Source organism: Type-D symbiont of Plautia stali, assembly GCF_001485335.1.
Lineage (GTDB): Bacteria > Pseudomonadota > Gammaproteobacteria > Enterobacterales > Enterobacteriaceae > Pantoea > Pantoea vagans_C.
This window is the reverse complement of sequence record NZ_BBOC01000017.1, coordinates 36,497-50,109: the sequence shown is the minus strand read 5'-3', so window position 1 is coordinate 50,109 and position 13,613 is coordinate 36,497. Positions and strand designations below refer to the sequence as shown.

The 13,613-nt window shown below is 55.7% G+C and carries 13 protein-coding genes; 3 read left to right on the top strand and 10 right to left on the bottom strand.

Annotated features, from left to right (window positions below; translation table 11 throughout):
* Nucleotides 1-25: 25 nt before the first annotated feature.
* Nucleotides 26-649 (top strand): homoserine/homoserine lactone efflux protein, encoded by a 624-nt coding sequence (gene rhtB / locus PSSD_RS07765; protein ID WP_039329247.1) that lies wholly within the window; start codon nt 26-28, stop codon nt 647-649.
* Between the two features lie 166 nt (nt 650-815).
* On the opposite strand, the gene rhtC is transcribed toward rhtB, so the two are convergent.
* Genes rhtC through pldA form a run of 3 tightly spaced genes read right to left on the bottom strand, consistent with a single transcriptional unit; the run spans nt 816 to nt 4,176 of the window.
* A complete protein-coding gene (gene rhtC / locus PSSD_RS07760; protein ID WP_039329245.1) occupies nt 816-1,439 on the bottom strand; it encodes a threonine export protein RhtC in 624 nt (207 codons plus the stop codon).
* Nucleotides 1,440-1,451: 12 nt separating this feature from the next.
* Nucleotides 1,452-3,275 (bottom strand): ATP-dependent DNA helicase RecQ, encoded by a 1,824-nt coding sequence (gene recQ, locus PSSD_RS07755; RefSeq protein WP_039329244.1) that lies wholly within the window; start codon nt 3,273-3,275, stop codon nt 1,452-1,454.
* A 22-nt stretch (nt 3,276-3,297) separates the two neighbouring features.
* A complete protein-coding gene (gene pldA, locus PSSD_RS07750) occupies nt 3,298-4,176 on the bottom strand; it encodes a phospholipase A (protein ID WP_039329242.1) in 879 nt (292 codons plus the stop codon).
* Nucleotides 4,177-4,342: 166 nt separating this feature from the next.
* On the opposite strand from pldA, the gene PSSD_RS07745 reads away from it, so the two are divergent.
* Nucleotides 4,343-4,813 (top strand): thioesterase family protein, encoded by a 471-nt coding sequence (locus tag PSSD_RS07745; RefSeq protein ID WP_058970350.1) that lies wholly within the window; start codon nt 4,343-4,345, stop codon nt 4,811-4,813.
* A 21-nt stretch (nt 4,814-4,834) separates the two neighbouring features.
* A complete protein-coding gene (rarD, locus tag PSSD_RS07740; protein ID WP_039329238.1) occupies nt 4,835-5,734 on the top strand; it encodes an EamA family transporter RarD in 900 nt (299 codons plus the stop codon).
* On the opposite strand, the gene PSSD_RS07735 is transcribed toward rarD, so the two are convergent.
* From PSSD_RS07735 to dapF, 7 genes are all read right to left on the bottom strand, one after another.
* Nucleotides 5,705-6,757: an AbrB family transcriptional regulator gene (locus PSSD_RS07735; RefSeq protein ID WP_039329236.1), complete on the bottom strand. Its 1,053-nt coding sequence runs from the start codon at nt 6,755-6,757 to the stop codon at nt 5,705-5,707. The genes rarD and PSSD_RS07735 overlap by 30 nt on opposite strands.
* A 94-nt stretch (nt 6,758-6,851) precedes the next feature.
* On the bottom strand, nt 6,852-7,805 hold the full coding sequence (corA, locus tag PSSD_RS07730; protein WP_039329235.1) for a magnesium/cobalt transporter CorA: 954 nt from the start codon (nt 7,803-7,805) through the stop codon (nt 6,852-6,854).
* A gap of 320 nt (nt 7,806-8,125) precedes the next feature.
* Nucleotides 8,126-10,288: a DNA helicase II gene (uvrD, locus tag PSSD_RS07725; protein ID WP_039329233.1), complete on the bottom strand. Its 2,163-nt coding sequence runs from the start codon at nt 10,286-10,288 to the stop codon at nt 8,126-8,128.
* A gap of 168 nt (nt 10,289-10,456) precedes the next feature.
* A complete protein-coding gene (gene yigB, locus PSSD_RS07720; RefSeq protein ID WP_039329231.1) occupies nt 10,457-11,173 on the bottom strand; it encodes a 5-amino-6-(5-phospho-D-ribitylamino)uracil phosphatase YigB in 717 nt (238 codons plus the stop codon).
* Entirely contained in the window at nt 11,170-12,081 is a 912-nt protein-coding gene (gene xerC, locus PSSD_RS07715) for a tyrosine recombinase XerC (RefSeq protein ID WP_039329229.1), read from the bottom strand. The genes yigB and xerC overlap by 4 nt, the downstream gene beginning before the upstream one ends.
* The gene (locus PSSD_RS07710) at nt 12,078-12,782 is read right to left on the bottom strand and encodes a DUF484 domain-containing protein (protein WP_039329228.1); all 705 of its coding nucleotides are present in this window, start codon (nt 12,780-12,782) and stop codon (nt 12,078-12,080) included. The genes xerC and PSSD_RS07710 overlap by 4 nt, the downstream gene beginning before the upstream one ends.
* Complete coding sequence (gene dapF, locus PSSD_RS07705) at nt 12,779-13,603, bottom strand: diaminopimelate epimerase (RefSeq protein ID WP_039329293.1); 825 nt, start codon at nt 13,601-13,603, stop codon at nt 12,779-12,781. The genes PSSD_RS07710 and dapF overlap by 4 nt, the downstream gene beginning before the upstream one ends.
* Nucleotides 13,604-13,613 lie beyond the last annotated feature (10 nt).

Here is a 13,613-nt window from a genome sequence, read left to right as displayed (position 1 = left end):
TCGCTAACTTCAGGGAATGTCACACATGACCATTGAATGGTGGTTAACCTATCTGCTGACCACAACTATCCTCAGCCTTTCACCCGGTTCCGGCGCGATTAACACCATGAGCACCGGCATCAGTCACGGCTATCGTGGCGCTGCGGCTTCCATTACCGGTTTACAGCTTGGCCTCGCGATTCATATCGTGCTGGTCGGTGCCGGCCTGGGCGCGCTGTTTTCGCAATCTATTATGGCGTTTGAAGTGCTGAAGTGGGCAGGTGCGGCTTATCTGGTGTGGCTGGGTATTCAGCAGTGGCGTTCCGCCGGTGGCATTGACCTGAATGCGGTGGCGAAAGCGATGCCACGTCGTCGTTTGTTTAAGCGCGCCATTCTGGTGAACCTCACCAACCCGAAAAGCATCGTGTTTCTTGCCGCGCTGTTCCCGCAGTTTATCCAGCCACATCAGCCACAGCTGGCACAGTATCTGGTGCTCGGCGTCACCACCATTGTGGTCGATATTATCGTGATGATTGGTTACGCCACCCTGGCCACGCGTATCGCAGGCTGGATTAAAGGCCCGCAGCAGATGAAGTTGCTGAACCGTACCTTTGGCGGATTGTTTATGGCGGTCGGTGCGTTGTTAGCCAGCGCGCGCAGAATCGCTTAATTTTCAACCAGGTGCGCATAAATGCGCACCCTACATTCATGTAGGGTCGCCATTAATGGCGACCAGCCGATGACCGCACTTTCGCAATGACGCCATTAATGGCGACCAGGCTGTACGTGAGGAGGGCGAGCACTGCCCGGTGCCGAAATGGCCTGTAAACCAGGCTTTAACGCGAGATAATGAGGTGAATGCCGAATCCGGCGAATAACACCCCCGCCATACCATCGACCCATTTCGCCATACGCTGATACTTATCACGCATCCACGGCAGCGCGAAGATGGCTGCCACCAGCGTAAACCAGGCAAACGTCTCACCGATAATCAGCAGGAACAGACCCCAACGCTCCATCGCACCCACGTCATTACCCACAAACAGCGAGAACACGCTACCGAAATAGATAATGGCTTTTGGGTTAGACAGATTGGTCAGGAACCCTTTCAGGAAGCTCATGCCGCTCTTAGGCAGTTCAACCACCGGTACATCCACCTGCGGTGACTTGTGGCGTTGACGCGCCGAACGCAGCAGCTGCCAGCCCATCCACAGCAGATATAAACCACCACCCACCATGATGATTTCATGCAGCCAGGCCATTTTTTCGAGAATCAGATGCAGGCCCATCAGCGCCACGCCCGCCCAGATAACAATCCCCAGCGTAATGCCGAAAACGCCCATCATCGCCTCTTTACGCGAACGGCTTGCGGCAGTTTGCGAGACGAAGAAGAAGTCCGGTCCTGGGCTCATCAGCGCAACAAGATGCACCAGCGCGACGGTGGCAAATAACATCAACATGGTTTCTTTCCTTTACTCTTCATCGACATGTTCTTTGATCATCACCAGGAAGGGTTTACCAAACCGTTCGAGTTTGCGATGACCGACACCGTTCACGCTCAGCATTTCTGACGCGGTAATCGGCATTTGTTCCGCCATTTCAATCAGCGTGGCATCGTTAAACACCACGTAGGGCGGAATGTTCTCTTCATCAGCAATCGCCTTACGCAATTTGCGCAGTTTGCCAAACAGGGTGCGATCGTAATTTCCACTGTGAACTTTGGGCGAACTGCTGCGGCTTTTGACAGTAACGATACGCGGCACGGCAAGCATCAAAGGCACTTCCGCACGCAGCACAGGACGCGCGGCTTCGGTCAGTTGCAGCGCCGAATGCATGGCAATATTTTGCGTCACCATACCCAAATGGATAAGCTGACGCAGCACGCTAACCCAGTGCTCCTGGCTCTGTTCACGACCAATGCCGTACACCGGCAGTTTGTCGTGCCCATTATCGCGGACACGGTGATTGGTCGAGCCACGCAACACGTCAACAATATAGCCCATACCAAAGCGCTGACCGGTACGATAGATGCTGGAGAGCGCCTTTTGCGCTTCTACCAGACCATCATAACGGCGCGGCGGATCAAGGCAGATATCGCAGTTACCACACTGCTGCTGACGCCCTTCGCCAAAGTAGTTGAGCAGCACTAAACGACGGCAGGTCTGCGCTTCGGCAAATGCTCCCATGGCATTCAGCTTATGGCGTTCAATATCCTGCAGTGGACCGGGTGCTTTCTCTTCCAGACACTTACGCAACCAGGCCATATCCGCTGGATCGTACAGCATCATCGCTTCTGCGGGCAGCCCGTCGCGTCCGGCGCGCCCGGTCTCCTGATAATAGGATTCGATATTGCGCGGGATGTCGAAATGCACCACAAAGCGCACGTTGGGTTTGTTGATGCCCATACCAAACGCCACGGTGGCGACCACGATTTGCAGATCGTCACGCTGGAAGGCTTCCTGCACGTGCGCACGTTGCGCGCTATCGATACCGGCGTGATACGCGCCCACACTTAGCCCGCGGCTTTGCAAACGCGCGGCGGTGTCTTCCACTTTCGCGCGGCTGTTACAGTAAATAATGCCGCTTTTGCCCCGTTGCTCCTGCACGTAGCGCAGCAGCTGATCGGTGGGTTTAAATTTTTCCACTAGCGTGTAGCGGATGTTGGGGCGGTCAAAGCTGCTGATTTGAATCAGCGGATCGTCCATCTGCAGCAGATGCGCGATGTCATTACGCGTGGTTTCATCGGCCGTCGCGGTTAACGCCATCACCGGCAGTTCCGGGAAGCGCTGACGCAACTGACCAATCGAGCCATATTCCGGACGGAAATCGTGGCCCCATTGTGAGATACAGTGCGCCTCATCCACCGCCAGCATCACCGGATTCCACTGGTGCAGGCTGTCGAGGAAGTTGTCCATCATCAGACGTTCAGGGGCGATGTACAGCAGCTTCAGCTTGCCGGTACGGCAATCCGCAAACACCTGCTGCTGTTGCTCGCGCGTCTGGGTGGAATTCAGGCACGCCGCCGCCACGCCGTTGGCCAGCAACTGATCAACCTGATCTTTCATCAGTGAAATCAGCGGCGAGACCACCAGCGTCAGCCCTTCACGCACCAGCGCCGGGATTTGATAGCACAGCGATTTGCCGCCGCCGGTTGGCATCACCACCAGACAATCGCGCCCTGCTAGCGCGGTTTCAATGATGGTTTGCTGACCGGGACGAAATTGCTGGTAGCCGAAGGTGTCTTGTAAAACCTGCTGCGCCAGCATTTCCTGATTAAGCACTGCCGATGTTGCCACGGTAATCCTGTTTTTTGACTTGTTAGAACAGATCGTTAAGTGTTACGCCCACGCCAAAGCGGGTTTGACGGTGGTTATAGTCGATAAGCGATTCACCATACCCGCTGAACAGCTGGGTGTAAAAGCGTACGTGTTCGGTGATGGGGTAGCTCCAGGCGAAAGTGGCCCCGCCGTAACCGCTGTTCCAGTTGTAGTTACCTTCCACGCTGAAAATACTCTCGCCCACTTCATAACCGAGCTTGGCGCGATAGTAGCCCATGTACTTGGTGATGTCGGGGTTATCATCGTTATTTTCGTTTTCTGGAATGCGATACCAGGGTTTGATTTCCGCAAGGAAGTTACCGTTCTGCGCCATCAGTCGCGCATAAACGCGGTTCCAGCTGCGTGAAGTCGGATCGCTACGTCCGTTCGACTCGTGATTCAGACCGGTTTCGATGTCGCGCAGTGTCCAGCCCGCAAAGGTGTAATCCGTTGCCCAACCGAGGAAAATCTGCGGTTCGTAGTTAGTTTCACGGAACGGTGACGATGCGCCACGGTTGGAAAGCTGCCACCAGGAACGTTGAGTATAGGAGGCGGCCAACACCGAATTGTCGCCCAGGATGCCACGCCACAGCGGAAACGCCAGGCTCAGCTGGAATTTCACTTCGTCATTTTTTGCTTTATCTGCCCAGTTATAAGAGGAGATGGCCTCTTTATTCATGTCACTGGTGTAGGTGTAAAGCAGGTAGTTGTTCTCATAAGGATACAGCACGAACGGGTTATCGTGTTTTTCCAGCAGGTTAGCGATAATACTGCCCTTTACTGCCGGGGCGTCATGCACCTCTTTTATCGTGGCTTCATCAGCTTGAGCCAGCACAGGAAGCGTCAATGCCGCGGCCAGCAAGGCGTAATGCTTACGCATAAAATTCTCCAGAGAACTGCGTGTCGTAATCGTCAGGGCGACGGTTCAAAAAGCAGGCCATTCTACACGCAAAGCCAGTGGTTGATCAGTGCCGATTTCTGAAACTGGAAAGCAGCGCGAACGCGGCATAATATACACAATTCTTTAACATCTTAAGGCAGGAACTATGTCATCCCCGTTGCTGACACAGCAGGAAGCTCGCCGCCTGATTGGCGAAATCTTTGTTTATCACATGCCCTTTAATCAAGCCCTGGGCCTCGAGCTGCATCGACTGGAGGCGGATTACGCCGAGTTGGGCTTTGCCAACAAAACCATGTTGGTGGGCAATGCTGCGCAGCAGATTTTGCACGGCGGCGTCATTGCCTCGGTGCTGGATGTCGCCGCCGGGTTGGTGTGTGTCAGCCATGCGCTGTCGCGTCAAGAGAGTATTAGCGAGGAAGAACTGCGTCAGCGCCTGTCACGCATGGGCACCATTGATATGCGCGTCGATTACTTGCGTCCCGGACGCGGCGAACGCTTTATCGCCACCAGTAGCCTACTGCGCGGTGGCAACAAGGTCGCTGTAGCACGAGTTGAGTTGCACAACCAACAGGGCGATTACATCGCCACCGCTACCGCCACCTATCTGATTGGTTAACAAGCTTTTTTGGATGAAATAATGGAATCGCAACACACGCGTCAGGGCATTGGTTATGCGCTTGGCGCTTACTTTATTTGGGGCATTGCACCGGCTTACTTCAAGTTGGTGAAGGAAGTGCCGCCCACGGAGATCATGACGCATCGTGTGATTTGGTCAGCGCTGTTTATGCTGATTCTGATTACGCTGAGTCGCAGCTGGAAACAGGTACGCACGGTGCTCGCCCAACCGAAAAAAGTGCTGCTACTGGCACTGACCGCCGTCACCATCGGCGGCAACTGGCTGCTGTTTATCTGGGCGGTGAACAATCAGCATATGCTGGAAGCCAGCCTCGGCTACTTTATCAACCCGCTGATCAACGTGGTATTTGGCATGCTGTTCCTGCGTGAGCGCTTCCGGCGTTTGCAGTGGCTGGCTGTGATACTGGCCACGACTGGGGTATTGGTGCAGCTGTGGCAATTTGGTTCGTTGCCGATTATCGGCCTCGGCCTGGCGTTGAGTTTTGCGCTCTATGGTCTGATAAGAAAGAAGATTCAGGTGGATGCGCAAAGCGGCATGCTGATCGAAACTGCCTGGTTATTTCCGCTGGCTGCCATCTATCTGTTTGGCTTTGCCGACAGCGCCACCAGTCATCTGAGCGCCAATCCGCTGAGCCTTAACCTGAAACTGGTTGCCGCGGGCATCATCACCACCATTCCGTTGATGCTGTTTGCTGCGGCTTGTGCGCGTTTGCGTCTTTCAACCGTGGGGTTCTTCCAGTATCTCGGCCCCACATTGATGTTCCTGCTGGCCGTGCTGTTCTATGGCGAGAGCCTGACGCCGGACAAAATGGTCACCTTTGGCTTCATCTGGCTGGCGCTCGCCATCTTTATTGTTGATGCTGTTGCGTTCTCAGCTCGCACTCGCGTGCGCATAGCGTGAAATAAAGCGTGCTATCGCCGGGCCGGTGAGCAAGATAGTGAACAGGCGTAGCGTCTGCAACGCCATCACAAAAGCGATATCGACCCGGCTGCCAGCAGCAATAATTGCCACGGTATCCAGCCCGCCGGGGCTGGTTGCCAGGTAAGCGGTCATCAGATCCACATGCAGCACGCGCGTCAGCATCCAGGCTAATCCTCCGCACAGCAGCATCAAACCAAAAATCGAGACCAGCATTTGTGGCAGCGTGCGCAGTGCCAGCAGGAAAATCGGACGGGTAAAACGTAATCCTACGCTCCAGCCAATCAGTGCATAAGCCAGCGCCAGCAACCATTCTGGCACCTGCAACGTGGCGACATCCGTACCGTGCAACGTTGCGCCAATCAGCGCAGGCAACAGCAGTGCACCGGAAGGAATGCGCAATTTCTGTCCCAGCCAGGCACCGGCTAACATCACTACGATGGTCAGCAGGAAACTGCTTTGTAATGCCGGAAACCACTCCAGCTCCACCGCGCCGCCACTGGTCCCCAATCCAATGCGCGCCACCACGGCCGCCGCGGTAGCCACAAACAGCACGCGCAGATACTGCATAAAGGCCACCAGGCGAACGTCAGCACCAAAATCACCGGCCATCGCCACCATCGCGGAAGCACCGCCGGGTGAAGATCCCCACGCACCCGTCGGTCCGGGCAAGTTGCTAAAGCGCACCAGCAAAAATCCTGACAAACCACTGGCCGCCAGCGTCAGCACCAACACGGCCAGCACCACCGGCCAATCCTGCAACAGTGGCGAGAGAATCGCAGGGGAAAGCGTTTGCCCAATCATGCAGCCCAGCACGGCTTGTGCCAGCACGAAAAAACGCTTGTCGATGCGCACAGTGGCGCCTGACAGGCCCATGATGGTGCCGACGATCATCGGTCCTAACAGCAGTGCAGCGGGAAGGTGAAACAGCTGGAGGATAATCCCCAGTACTAACGAAGCAATCAGCAGAATGGTCCACTGCTGTCGCAAAGAGAGACGCGCCATAAGGTGGAAATCAGAAAGTGAGAAGTGACAACAGCCTACGCAGAATTGTGATGCGGCGCCAGTTTAAAGGGCCGCAAATGCGGCCCCGAAATCGTTACAACCAGTTTTTACGTTTGAAGTAGAGATAAGGTGCCAGCCCGGCAAGGATCATCAAGGTGATCGCCCCCGGATAACCAAAGCTCCACTTCAGCTCAGGCATAAACTCGAAGTTCATACCATAGCTTGAAGCCACCAGCGTTGGCGGCAGGAACACCACTGATACCACCGAGAAGATCTTGATAATGCGGTTCTGCTCGATGTTGATAAAGCCCATCGCCGCCTGCATCAGGAAGTTAACTTTCTGGAACAAGGATTCGTTATGCGGCAACAGGGATTCGATATCGCGCAGGATTTCACGCGCCTGCTCCAGCTGGTTGCCCGGCAAGCGTGCTTTGCGCACCAGGAAATTCAGGGCACGCTGCGTATCCATCAAACACAGACGCACTTTCCAGCCGATATCTTCCAGCTCTGCCAGACGCGACAGCGCCTGATCGTACTCTTCACCCTGCTGGCCTTCCATAATGACTCGGCTCAGTTTTTCCAGCGCGCTGTAGATGTTCTCGATCTCATCCGCCAGCTGTTCGATTTTGGTCTCAAACAGATCCAGCAGCAGCTCGTAAGCATTGCCATCCGTCAGCGTTTGGTTACGCGCGCGCATGCGATAGAGACGGAAAGCAGGCAGCTCACGTTCACGCAGCGTATAGAGGCGATCTTCACGAATGGTAAACGCCACGGTGGAGTTACCGGCGTGGTCTTCCGCATCTTCAAAGAAGAAGAAGGAGTGAATGTGCAAGCCATCTTCGTCTTCGAAGAATCGCGCTGAGGCTTCGATGTCCTCCAGCTCCGGACGGGTTGCCAGGCTTTGGCCCAGCTCAGACTGCACACGATCACGTTCGCTGTCGTCAGGCTCGATCAAATCGACCCAAACCGACGTATTCAGTTTGTCGTTATTTTCTTCCAGCTCGATGCGCGTCAGGCGATCGCGTTCGAGTTTAAAAGCGCTCAGCATAGCAATACTCCCCATTGCAGACGGAATGGGACAAGGCGGCACTCCGTGATGCCAGAGGCAAAACGGGCACGGCAAAGCCTGAACGCGGAAACTTTCGCTTCAAGGGTAAATCAGTGCTGACTCGTGCGACGAGAGTGTAAAGGGAGGTCGCTGATAACCGCTAAGGCTACCCGCAATGAGAGGTGACCTTAGGAGTTGTTCCTGTTAAACAGGCGGTTGAGCCAGCATCGACTGGGCGCGTCCAAGGCATTGTCCTCTCATGATAATAGTGCGCGCATGTTACGCTGAGACGAAAAAGTCGTCAAGGTAGCGCAACCGCGCTACACCGTTTCCAGACGGGCGTAAGCCGCCACCAGCCACTTGATTCCCTGGCCCTGAAACGCCACTTGCAAGCGGCTATGCTCGCCACTGCCTTCAAGGTTGATGATGGTGCCTTCACCAAATTTGGCATGGCGCACGCGCTGTCCGAGCGCAAAGCCACTGTCATTTTGCGCGATGGGCGTGCCCATACGTTGATGGCTCACCGGGCGGCTGACGCTGGCGCGCAGACGCACCTCTTCCACACACTCTTCCGGTAACTCACCAATGAAGCGCGAAGGACGGTGATACACTTCCTTACCATAAAGGCGGCGGGTTTCGGCGTAGGTCAGCGTGAGTTTTTCCATCGCACGCGTGACGCCGACATACGCCAGGCGACGCTCCTCCTCCAAACGACCGCCCTCATCCAGCGACATCTGGCTCGGGAACATGCCCTCTTCCATACCGACGATAAAGACCTGGCTGAACTCCAACCCTTTGGCGGAGTGCAGAGTCATCAATTGCACTGCATCCTGCCACTTATCGGCTTGCCCCTCACCCGCTTCCAACGCAGCATGTGAAAGAAACGCCTGCAATGGCATCAGGTCTTCATCTTCGTCCTGATAACTGAACTGGCGCGTTGCCGTCACCAGTTCTTCCAAGTTTTCGATGCGCGCCTGGCCTTTTTCACCCTTCTCCTGCTCATACATGATCCACAGGCCCGAGTCTTTAATCACCCGATCGGTTTGCACGTGCAGCGGCATTTCAGCGGTTTCCGTGGCCAGTGAATCCACCAGCTCGCAGAAGCGTTGCAGCGCAGAAGCGGCACGTCCCGCCAGGGCTTTGTTTTGCAGCAGTTCCCGCGTGGCTTGCCACAAGGTTAATTGCTGATCGCGCGCCGTCTGACGCACCACATCCAACGTGCGATCGCCCACGCCCCGTACCGGCGTGTTCACCACGCGTTCAAACGCCGCATCATCATTGCGGTTAGCCATCAGACGCAGATAGGCCAACGCATCTTTGATCTCCTGGCGTTCGAAGAAGCGCATACCGCCATAAATGCGATACGGCATGCTGCCCTGAATCAGCGCCTCTTCCAGCACACGAGACTGGGCGTTGCTGCGATAGAGAATGGCGCAATCCTGCAGCGCATTGCCGTTCTCATGCCAGGTTTTGATGCGATTAACCACAAAGCGCGCTTCGTCTAATTCGTTAAAGGCGCAGTAGATCGAAATCTTTTCGCCATCGCTGCCATCGGTCCACAGCTCTTTACCGAGGCGCCCATTGTTATTGGCGATCAGTGTGTTAGCGGCTTTAAGGATATTGTTGGTCGAGCGGTAGTTCTGCTCCAGACGAATGGTTTCCGCGCCGGGGAAATCCTGCAGAAAGCGCTGGATGTTCTCGACCTGCGCACCACGCCAGCCGTAGATCGACTGATCGTCATCGCCCACGATAATCACCCGACCGGTATCACCCGCCAGCATGCGGATCCAGGCGTACTGAATGTTGTTGGTGTCCTGGAATTCATCCACCAGCACATTGCTGAAGCGCTCGCGATAATGATTCAGGATGTGCGGCTTGTTGAGCCACAGCTCATGGGCACGCAGCAGCAGTTCAGCGAAATCCACTAAGCCCGCGCGATCGCAGGCTTCCTGATACGCCTGATAAATACGCAGCCAGGTTTGCTCAACGGGATTGCCGTAACTTTCAATATGCTTGGGACGTAAGCCCTCATCTTTTTTGCCGTTGATGTACCACATGCCCTGACGCGCAGGCCACTGTTTCTCATCAAGGTTCATGGCTTTGATCAGACGCTTCAGCAGACGCAGTTGGTCATCGCTATCGAGAATCTGGAAGTCCTGCGGCAAGCCGGCATCAAGGTGATGCGCGCGCAGTAAACGGTGCGCCAGACCGTGGAACGTTCCGATCCACATGCCGCCCTGGCTGGTGCCGATCAGTTGATCGATACGATGACGCATTTCCGCCGCGGCTTTGTTGGTAAAGGTCACCGCCATAATCGAGTAAGGCGAGCAATTTTCTACCGACAGCAGCCAGGCAATACGATGCACCAGCACGCGGGTTTTACCACTGCCTGCTCCGGCCAGCACCAGCAGGTTGCTGCGCGGTGCGGCGACCGCCTCGCGCTGTTTGTCATTCAAGCCGTTAAGCAGATCAGAAACGTCCATAAGCACCGTTTGAAAAATAAGAGAGGTTCCAGAATGCCGTTCTCCGGCACTCCATCAACGCACCATTTGTAGCGGCGCGATTTATCGCGCAATACATTGCGCCGCTACGATTTGTGCGTCAGGAAATGACTGTAATCACCCAGTGATTAGCTGGATGAACATACAGCATTATAGCAGCGAGGTTAGCGATGCCAACTGATGAATTTCCACATGCGGCACCAGGCGCGCATCGTCAATCTTCATCAGGTTACCGTCACGCAGGTTTATCCAGCAGGCTTGCATGCCCGCACGCAGTGAACCCACCACATCGGTGGTCAGATCGTCGCCGACGTGCAAAATGTGCTCAGGTGCGATACCTAAACGATCGGAGGCCAACTGATACATATCCTGCCAAGGCTTTGCACGGCCATGAGGACCGGCGCGCAGGGCAAACTGGAAATAGTGGTCAATGCCCAGTTTCTCTGGGCAGGCGTTGCCATTGGTGATCGCCACTAACGGCACGCGCTCGCCCAGCCACGTCAGCGTTTGGTGTGTCTCTTCGGGCATCTCAACTTCGCTGCGCCACTGGTGGAACACACTCATCACTTCACTGGCCCCGGCGGTGGCTTCAGCGGCTGACAACCCCACATTGATCATCGCCAGCTCAACCGAGCGGCGACGCCACTCAGACACGTCGTGATAAATCTCCGGCTCACGCGCCAGCAATTCGTCACGCAGCGCCTGATAGTCCGCAGGGGTAAATTCACGCAGCGCAGGATGGAAGGCCTGCAACGCGGCATGAGATTCTGCGGTGGTTTTGCGGATCACGGGATGGTTGTCATACAGCGTATCGTCGAGATCAAAGGTGATCGCTTTGATCGGGCCCAGCGGGCGGTAAAACTTCATTCAGGCTTTCCTCGTTTAGCACGTGGATGTGCTGCGTCATAGACCGTTGCCAGATGCTGGAAATCGAGATGGGTATAGATTTGCGTGGTCGACAGATTGGCGTGACCCAGCAACTCCTGCACCGCGCGCAGATCGCCGCTGGACTCCAGCAAATGGGTGGCAAACGAGTGACGCAGTTTATGGGGATGAATATGGCTGGCCACGCCCTGCTTAATACCCCACTCGGCAAAGCGTTTTTGCACATTTCGCGCCGAAATACGGCTGCCCCGGCTAGAGACAAACACCGCATCATCCTGTGGCGCAAAGCTGGCACGCAGCGGAAGCCAGTGTTGCAGCCAGGTCACGGCGGTGCCACCAATCGGCACGCGCCGCTCTTTGCTGCCTTTACCCAACACCCACACTTCACCGGCATCTAAATCAACATGACGACAATCCATGCCCACCAGCTCGGACAGACGTAATCCGCCGCCGTACATGGTTTCGAGCATCGCGCGATCGCGCACCGCCAGCGGATCGTTCATGTCAATCTCCAGCAGTTGGTTGACTTCATCAACGTCCATATTTTTGGGCAGATGGCGCGCATTGCGCGGTGTGGATATCCCTTTTGCCGGGTTGGCACTCAACATGCCCTGGCTGACCTGCCAGTCGAGAAAACTGCGCAAGGCTGACATACGTAGCGCCAGACTGCTGGCCCCTAACCCTCCACGACGACTGCGCGCGGCAAGCTGGCGGACTTGGGCGGGTTCCAGCTGCGTCCAGGCAACAATCTTCATCTCATCAGCCATGGCGACCATCGCCTGCAGCTGACGGGTGTAATTTTTTTGCGTAAGCGGGCTAAGCTGGCGTTCGACTTTCAGATAACGCAGAAAGCCCTCAACGGTGGGCCACAGCGGGCTGACGTCGCTCATGCACGTTCAATCCAGCGTGACAGCAGATCCGGCAACATTTGCGCCAGGTGCTGTAACAATAAGGTGCCCATGCCCGCCTGATAGTGCTGGTTATCGCGGCTGCTAAACATCAGCACGCCCAGTTCTCCGCGTTCACCCATCAGTGACATAGCGACAGAACCAATCGCTTTGGCCTGCGGTAACAGCAGCAACAATTCCGGGCCGTTCAGGCTCCCCAGATAATGATGTTCGTTGCCAAAGCGCTGGATACGCAACGGCTCAAATGCCTGGCGCGATAAGCCCAGTTGCGTGAAATCAGAAGGCGCACCGATATGCCATTTGTCGTTGAAGACACGCACGTTGGCACCTGCAAGGCCAAGATCGCGCGCCCAGCGATGCAGGCGTGTGAGCATCTCTTGCAGGCTGTCTGCTGAAGCGAGATGTCCCTGCAACGACAGCAGGCGATCAAACAGTTGATGGTTGGCCGTCGCCTGCTCCATCAACAGGGTGATCTCCTCTTCCAACTGTTGGATATGGTTGCGCTGACGCGCCATATGCCACTCCACCAGGGAAACGCTGCCGCGCACCGGGTGCGGCACCATCATCTGTTCGACCTGGCGCGCATTGCGAATAAAGAAATCGGGGTTCTGGCGCAGGAATGCGCTAACCGACTGATCGTCCAGCAAAACCGCGCTGTCGGTTTGCTCTTCGATATTTTTCATAGATGAATAAACCCATCGTAGACGTGTGTGGCTGGACCGGTCATCAGCAGCGGCTGACCCGCCCCTTTCCAGGCAATATGCAGCGTTCCGCCGGGCAGATCAACGCGCACTTTTGCGGCTAAAATGCCCTGCTGAATACCACAAGCCACTGCCGCACAGGCGCCGCTGCCACAGGCCTGGGTTTCGCCTGCGCCGCGTTCATACACGCGCAGACGGATATGTTCAGGATTGACCACTTCCATAAAGCCAACGTTGACGCGCTCCGGGAAGCGCTCGTGGCTTTCGAGCAGTGGGCCGAGCGTTTCCACCGGTGCAGTTTTCACGCTCTCAACCTGAATCACGCAGTGAGGATTGCCCATCGATACCGCACCAAACATCACGGTTTGCTCGGCAACACGTTGCAGGTAAAGGTTTTCGGCTTTGTTGGCACGCAACGGCACCTGTTGTGGATCGAAATTGGGCTCGCCCATGTTGACGCACACCAGCTCATCGTTCGTCACGCTCAGCACCATGCGGCCGGTTTGCGTGCTGACGCGAATATCACTTTTGTTGGTCAACCCTTTCAGACGCACAAAGCGGGCGAAGCAGCGCGCGCCATTACCGCACTGCGCCACTTCACTACCATCAGCGTTGAAAATTCGGTAATGAAAATCGAGATCCGGATCGTAAGGCGGTTCGACGATCAGTAATTGATCAAAACCGATCCCCAGATGCCTGTCCGCCAGACGGCGAATCAGCTCCGGCGAAAAAAAGACGTTTTGCGTCACGGCATCGACAACCATGAAATCGTTGCCGAGACCGTGCATTTTCGAGAACTGCATTTTCTGCTCC

What these genes read in the sequence shown, in the direction of transcription:
- rhtB (WP_039329247.1), top strand. Translation starts at nt 26, where the DNA reads ATGACCATTGAATGGTGGTTAACCTATCTGCTGACCACAACTATCCTC.
- rhtC (WP_039329245.1), bottom strand. Translation starts at nt 1,439, where the DNA reads ATGTTGATGTTATTTGCCACCGTCGCGCTGGTGCATCTTGTTGCGCTG.
- pldA (WP_039329242.1), bottom strand. Translation starts at nt 4,176, where the DNA reads ATGCGTAAGCATTACGCCTTGCTGGCCGCGGCATTGACGCTTCCTGTG.
- PSSD_RS07745 (WP_058970350.1), top strand. Translation starts at nt 4,343, where the DNA reads ATGTCATCCCCGTTGCTGACACAGCAGGAAGCTCGCCGCCTGATTGGC.
- rarD (WP_039329238.1), top strand. Translation starts at nt 4,835, where the DNA reads ATGGAATCGCAACACACGCGTCAGGGCATTGGTTATGCGCTTGGCGCT.
- PSSD_RS07735 (WP_039329236.1), bottom strand. Translation starts at nt 6,757, where the DNA reads ATGGCGCGTCTCTCTTTGCGACAGCAGTGGACCATTCTGCTGATTGCT.
- corA (WP_039329235.1), bottom strand. Translation starts at nt 7,805, where the DNA reads ATGCTGAGCGCTTTTAAACTCGAACGCGATCGCCTGACGCGCATCGAG.
- uvrD (WP_039329233.1), bottom strand. Translation starts at nt 10,288, where the DNA reads ATGGACGTTTCTGATCTGCTTAACGGCTTGAATGACAAACAGCGCGAG.
- yigB (WP_039329231.1), bottom strand. Translation starts at nt 11,173, where the DNA reads ATGAAGTTTTACCGCCCGCTGGGCCCGATCAAAGCGATCACCTTTGAT.
- xerC (WP_039329229.1), bottom strand. Translation starts at nt 12,081, where the DNA reads ATGAGCGACGTCAGCCCGCTGTGGCCCACCGTTGAGGGCTTTCTGCGT.
- PSSD_RS07710 (WP_039329228.1), bottom strand. Translation starts at nt 12,782, where the DNA reads ATGAAAAATATCGAAGAGCAAACCGACAGCGCGGTTTTGCTGGACGAT.
- dapF (WP_039329293.1), bottom strand. Translation starts at nt 13,603, where the DNA reads ATGCAGTTCTCGAAAATGCACGGTCTCGGCAACGATTTCATGGTTGTC.